This is a genomic window from Chitinimonas sp., from assembly GCF_041904975.1.
In the GTDB taxonomy this organism is placed as follows: domain Bacteria; phylum Pseudomonadota; class Gammaproteobacteria; order Burkholderiales; family Chitinimonadaceae; genus Chitinimonas.
Window position 1 is genome coordinate 1 of sequence record NZ_JAYRLZ010000273.1, and the last position, 5,599, is coordinate 5,599.

The window sequence follows — 5,599 nt, forward strand, 5'->3', positions numbered from 1 at the left end:
TTGCGCTTGGCGGTTTTCCGACGAAACGCGATCCGCCGGCAAAACGTCAACAGAGCCTAGCTGTCCAGCGCCTGCCGGACGGTGCCGACATAGCGTTCGCTGACCGCAACGACAGCACCACAACGCAAGGTGAGCGCATAGGTGCCGTCGCCAGTCACAGACAGCTTGGCCAACTGATTGCGCCTGACCACGGTGCTGCGATGAACGCGGATAAAGCAGGCCGGGTCGAGGCTGGACTCGAGCTGGGTCAGGGTGCAGCGGTGCAGCACACTGCGGCCGGCCAGGTGCAATTGCACATAGTTTCCCGATGCGGCGAGCCAGGTGACCTCATCCAGGTCCACCAGCTCGATCTGGCCGATGGAGCGGATGCTGATCTTGCGCAGGTAAGGGCTGGCGGCTTGCTCGGCCTGACTGTCGACATAGTGCTGCAAGGCCTGGCGGTAGCCACTGCGTCTGAGCGCCAGCATGGAGGCGGCCCGCTCCAGCGTTTGCGCCAGACGCACATCGTCAAAGGGCTTGAGCAGGTAGTCGAGGGCATGAACGGCGAAGGCGTCCAGGGCAAACCGCTCGAATGCGGTAACAAAGACAATGATCGGCGGCGCCGCCTGCTGGCTGAGTTCGCGGGCCAGATCGATGCCGGATTCCTTGGGCATCTGGATATCGAGGAACAGCACATCGACTGCTTCACGCGCGAGCATCTCGCGGGCTTGCGCCGCACTGGTGCACTCGCCAAGCAGCTGCCAGGCCGGGAAGTCTTGCAAGGCATAGCGCAGATTCATGCGCCCGGGCAATTCGTCATCGACGATCAGGGTGCGTATCACCGGTTCGGCCATATCAGTCATCCGGGAAAAGTGGTAGCTGCAATGTCAGGTCAAAGCGCCCGTCCACTTCGCTGATGCGTAACTGACCGCGCCCGCCATAGGCGAGGCGGATACGCTCGCGTGTGTGATGCAGTCCAAGCCCGAAGCCGGGATTGGCCGGCGCATCGGCGGGGATCGGATTGCTGATATTGATGGTCAGTTCACTGGCAGAGTGAGACAGCTTTACCAGGACATCGGCCGGGTCACCATGCCGCTCAAGATTGTGGCGGATGGCGTTTTCCACCAAGGGCTGCAGCAGCAGGGGCGGGAAGTCTGCATTCAGTATCACCTCGTCCTCACCACAAATGGTGATCTGCAGACGCTCGTCAAAGCGCAGTGACTGAAGTGCCAGGTAATCGCGCAGAAAGCGCATTTCGTCGGCGAACTTCACCCATTCCACGCTACTGGCAGTCAGGGCATAGCGCAGCAACATGCTCAGCCTGCTCAGGGCGCTGATCGCCAGTCGCTTGTCATCGGCGCGTACCAGCGCACTGATCGCGTTAAGGGCGTTAAACATGAAATGCGGCTCGAGCTGGGCGCGGAGCGACGCCATCCGCTGCTGTGCCAGCTCCAGCCGCAGCAAGGCATTCTCTGCCTCTACCTGCTGGCGATGCGTGTCGGCAGTGCGCTGCTTGTTGATCAAGGCAAGCGAATACGCCACAGCCATGGCGCCGGACAGGATCAGCATGTCCCACAGGTAGAAGTGGAGATTGATTTTTCGCAGAAAGCCGGGCAATTCTTGCCAGCTTCCATCGCTCAGATAGAAGTGCTCGAGTAGCGACAGCTGTAGATAGTAGGGGACGATAAACAGCAGAAAAACCTTGCAGAACAAGGGGAGCAGGCGGCGAACACGCGGTAGTTGCTCGCCCATTCCTTCCAGATGCCGGTACAGCCAGGCGCAAAAGACGCTCATGATCGCATCGCAATACACCACCACATGCATGCCCTTGACATCGGGCGGGCGGCCATGGCGCGCCGCATCGCTGAGGCTGGCAGCAAAATGCAAGAGCGTGAGCGAGGCCCAGATCAGCGCACTGATACTGAAGGCGGTACGCCAACTGCTGCGCGGCAATGTCGCCAGGGATGACGGTATGGGGGGCATGGACTCGCTCATCCAAGGAGCATAAGCAGATTGCGTGGGCCTGCCTACCCGATGCATACCGGCCTGCCGGCATTTGGTCACATCGGGTGGGTGTTTCGCGGCATGGTGCATGTGGTGGCGGCATTTGAACCCAAATCGCTACGCCAGCAGGGATGGCGCCGATATGTTGCCGGCAGCGCCGCGCTGGGCGGCGATTTGCGAAAGGCCCAAAGCATATGATCGATGTCGTTTGCCCTTACTGTGCGCAGGCTGCGCGATTGGTCAGTCGGAGCGAGGTATATCCGCATCTGCCCGACAATGGTTGGCGCTATTTCCGTTGCGAGCCTTGCGATGCCCATATTGCCTGCGATCCTCGTAGCGGCCAGCCGCAAGGCCGTCTTGCCAATGCTGCCTTGCGCAGCGCCAAGCGCATGGCGCATGGTCTGTTTGATGCGGTATGGAAGGGTAGCCATGCCTCCATGACGCGTAGCCAGGCCCGCCACTGGCTGGCGGACCGGCTGGGCATGGCGGTAGCCGACTGCCAGATCGCCAATTTCGATCTGGCGCAGTGCTGGCAAACCATTGCTGTACTGCGCCAAAACCGCAATTGGCAGCGCAATGGCACGCAAGCCGCAGTGGCCTGGTCGGTCGGGCATTCGCCCGGGGATGCCAGCAATGGGCGAGCGCGCTTGCGTCTGCCCGTAGCTAGCCGCCACTCAGATCCCGGCAAGCCCATGCATCGCGCCAGCTCGGTCGCCTAGCTGGCGCAGGCGGTTGACTGGCGAGAGCCATACCTTGGGCGCCTGGCCGGGAATCCAGCCGATTGCCGCGCTCCGGCACGCGAAGGTGGGCGTCTGGCCTGTTAACAACCACTTGCGGGCAGGCCAGTCAGAAAGCTGCCGACCGGTCCGAGTTTACTGACGGTGCGGCCGTCAAAGAACCATAGCGTGTCGTCGCGAATACCGATGCACACCGACTGTGCGTAACAGCGTGCCCAATACCCAAAAAGTGCTGTGGAGGTGGCTTTCGGTTGCAGGAGGCTGGGGTATTTGCACTCTCCCCAGTTGTACAGGCGCTCTGCGTCGCTATAGGGACTGGATGGGGCGAATGCGGCCAAGGCTGCATTCACATTGGCGGGGTTCTGATGAAAGCCACCATGGTCACCATTGGGGTCGTCGATGAACAGGCTGACCGTGGCGCCATACTTTTGCACCCAGTCGCGCGCCTTGTTCATGGCAGGACAGCCGTCGCGATCCGGGGTGGCATCCTTCTCGCCGCAATACATGATCCATTTCAGGCCCGAGAATGGCAGGGCTCCGAACTTGCCGGCCGCTATCTCGTCATTGGGTGGAAAACCGCTTACTGCGCCCCCGGCGTTTGAAAGCACCGTGCCGAAGTAACGATTGGCGCTATTGCTATCGAGTGCGGCCATGGCATAGCTATTGGCGGAGCCACGACTATAGCCGTGCAGCAGGGCCTGGCCAGGCGCAATACCCTTTTGCTTGAGGATGGCGGCGACCAGTGGATACATCTCGCTGGGTTGGTAGTAGTCGCTCGTGGTATCGCCACCGCCAAACCACCACTGCAGGGCCAGTACGGCATAGTTGCGCGTCTTGGCATAGGGATGCCACAGGTAAAACTCGTCAAATGCCCAGCTCGCATGACCATGCAAACTAACGATCACCGCCGTCGGGGCACTGCTGCTGGGCTGCCACCAGAGGGTGAAGGCTTTGTTATCGCTGGTATCGCTGATGGTGGCGCCCTGTTGTCTGGCATAGTCAACGCGGGCGGGAGTGGCGCCGCTGGCTTGGGTGAGCAGGCTGGCGCTATCGGCGCCGGCGTTGGCACTTGCCAGCAAGAGGGCGGCAAGGCAGATGCTGCGTAGCGCTAAGCTGGTCATCAGCTGCTCCTGGTCGGCGATCCGGTCGGGAAATCCATCTCCTTGAACCCGGAAGTAAAGCAGACGAATCGCGCGGCCGCTTACCTGTCAGCCCAGCCGCCTGAGTTGGGCTGGCTGGGCGCGCCAAAGTGCATTGCCCGGCACGCCTGCCGATGTCGCATCAACTGGCTTGTCGGATGCCTGGATGGCGCAGTTCGCGCACGGTCACGGCAAAGCGCTCGTTGCCGGGCATCCGGCCACTGGCGCGACCCACTTCCACAAAACCGGCTTTTTTATACACAGCAATCGCGGCCAGATTGCCATCCAGCACTTCGGCACTCATCGCTGAGGCGGTCTCGCGCAAGGTCGCCTGAATCAGGGCAGAGGCAACGCCGCTACCGTAGACCGCCGGATCGATATACAGCCAGGCGAGCTCATCCTGCGTAAACGCGACAAAGCCGACAACCGTGCCATCGCGTTCGGCGACACGAATGTCGTACTCATTGAAGCCTTCGTTCTCTGCGGTGTCGGCCAAGGTGAGAAAGGCATCACTCAGGCTGGCTGCCGCCAGCTCATCGCGCCGGGCTGCATCGTGGATGTCGCAAACGCGTTGCCAGTCAGTCTGGCGATAGGGTCGTATGGTCATAAGCGAAAGCAGGTTCAAGTTCGATGCAGTCGGGTGTCGGCTTACGCCATGGCCAGCTTTGCCCGTGGCACCGCCGCCAGCAAGGTCTTGGTGTAGTCCTCGCGCGGATTGCTGAGCAGTTCGCTGCAGCTGGCAGCCTCGACGATGCGGCCGCGTTGCATTACCGCGATATGGTCGGCCAGGTATTCCACCACGCCGATATTGTGGGTGATGAACAGATAGGCCACCCCCAGCTCGTGCTGCAGGTCCTTGAGCAGATTGAGAATTTGCGCCTGCACCGAGACATCGAGAGCCGAAGTGGGCTCATCGCAGACGATAAGGCGCGGATCCACCGCCAGGGCGCGGGCGATGGCAATGCGCTGGCGCTGGCCGCCGGAGAATTCATGCGGGAATTTGGTGATGCTCACTGCAGGCAGACCGACCTGGTCAAGCAGGCGCGCAACGCGCTTGCCGCGCTCGCTGGCCGAGACATCGGGCTGTAGCGATTGAATCCCTTCTTCGAGGATTTCACCCACGCGCATGCGTGGGTTCAGCGAGCCGAACGGGTCCTGGAAGATGATCTGGATCTGCCGGCGTGCTTCTTTAAGCTGGCTGGCGTTGGCGCTCATCAAATCGATGCCGTTGAGGACTGCCTTGCCATCGACCACCGCCGAGCCGCGCAATAGCTGCAGAATCCCCTTGCCGGTGGTGGTCTTGCCCGAGCCAGACTCGCCGACCAGGGCGAGGGTTTCGCCGGCACGCAATTGGAACGACACATCGTGCACCGCATCGACATAGCCGGTAACGCGCTGTAGCAGGCCAGAGCGGATCGGAAAGCGCACCCTTACGTTTTCCGCCTTGAGCAGCACGTCGCCGATGTGTCGGGTACGTTGCTTTCCGCTCTCCAGTGGTGCCACTTCACGCTCGGTCAGAACCACCGGGCTGTGTGGTGCGAAGCCAAAACAGCGCACGGCATGGCTGTCCGATTGCGGATACATGGCTGGCACTTCCGACTGGCAGCGCTCGCTGGCCGAGTGGCAGCGCGGTGCAAAGCGACAGGCATGGAAGGTCTGGTTCAAGGCCGGCACATTGCCGGCAATCGCTTCGAGCTGATGGCCGCGCTTGTCTACATCGGGCAGGGCACCGAGCAGGCG

The 5,599-nt window shown here is 61.5% G+C and carries 6 protein-coding genes; 1 reads left to right on the forward strand and 5 read right to left on the reverse strand.

The features are described 5' to 3' along the window. Positions 1–56 precede the first annotated feature (56 nt). Together ACE3OH_RS18635 and ACE3OH_RS18640 are read right to left on the reverse strand one after the other, a co-directional pair. Positions 57–833: a LytR/AlgR family response regulator transcription factor gene (locus ACE3OH_RS18635; protein WP_374356736.1), complete on the reverse strand. Its 777-nt coding sequence runs from the start codon at positions 831–833 to the stop codon at positions 57–59. A 1-nt stretch (position 834) separates the two neighbouring features. Next, on the reverse strand, positions 835–1,962 hold the full coding sequence (locus ACE3OH_RS18640) for a sensor histidine kinase (RefSeq protein ID WP_374356739.1): 1,128 nt from the start codon (positions 1,960–1,962) through the stop codon (positions 835–837). A gap of 215 nt (positions 1,963–2,177) precedes the next feature. Between ACE3OH_RS18640 and ACE3OH_RS18645 the strand changes: the two genes are divergently transcribed. Further along, positions 2,178–2,702: a zinc-finger-containing protein gene (locus tag ACE3OH_RS18645; protein ID WP_374356742.1), complete on the forward strand. Its 525-nt coding sequence runs from the start codon at positions 2,178–2,180 to the stop codon at positions 2,700–2,702. A gap of 101 nt (positions 2,703–2,803) precedes the next feature. Here ACE3OH_RS18645 and ACE3OH_RS18650 read toward each other — a convergent pair whose 3' ends face one another. The 3 genes from ACE3OH_RS18650 to ACE3OH_RS18660 form a co-directional block, all read right to left on the reverse strand. Beyond that, positions 2,804–3,841: a hypothetical protein gene (locus ACE3OH_RS18650; protein WP_374356745.1), complete on the reverse strand. Its 1,038-nt coding sequence runs from the start codon at positions 3,839–3,841 to the stop codon at positions 2,804–2,806. A gap of 160 nt (positions 3,842–4,001) precedes the next feature. Next, positions 4,002–4,466 (reverse strand): N-acetyltransferase family protein, encoded by a 465-nt coding sequence (locus ACE3OH_RS18655; RefSeq protein ID WP_374356748.1) that lies wholly within the window; start codon positions 4,464–4,466, stop codon positions 4,002–4,004. Positions 4,467–4,507: 41 nt separating this feature from the next. Further along, on the reverse strand, positions 4,508–5,599 hold a 1,092-nt coding region (locus tag ACE3OH_RS18660), incomplete at its 5' end, for an oligopeptide/dipeptide ABC transporter ATP-binding protein (protein WP_374356751.1).

Bases quoted from the DNA above. Each gene is read 5' to 3' on its own strand.
- ACE3OH_RS18635 (WP_374356736.1), bottom strand. From the start codon at position 833: ATGGCCGAACCGGTGATACGCACCCTGATCGTCGATGACGAATTGCCC.
- ACE3OH_RS18645 (WP_374356742.1), top strand. From the start codon at position 2,178: ATGATCGATGTCGTTTGCCCTTACTGTGCGCAGGCTGCGCGATTGGTC.
- ACE3OH_RS18655 (WP_374356748.1), bottom strand. From the start codon at position 4,466: ATGACCATACGACCCTATCGCCAGACTGACTGGCAACGCGTTTGCGAC.
- ACE3OH_RS18640 (WP_374356739.1), bottom strand. From the start codon at position 1,962: ATGCCCCCCATACCGTCATCCCTGGCGACATTGCCGCGCAGCAGTTGG.
- ACE3OH_RS18650 (WP_374356745.1), bottom strand. From the start codon at position 3,841: ATGACCAGCTTAGCGCTACGCAGCATCTGCCTTGCCGCCCTCTTGCTG.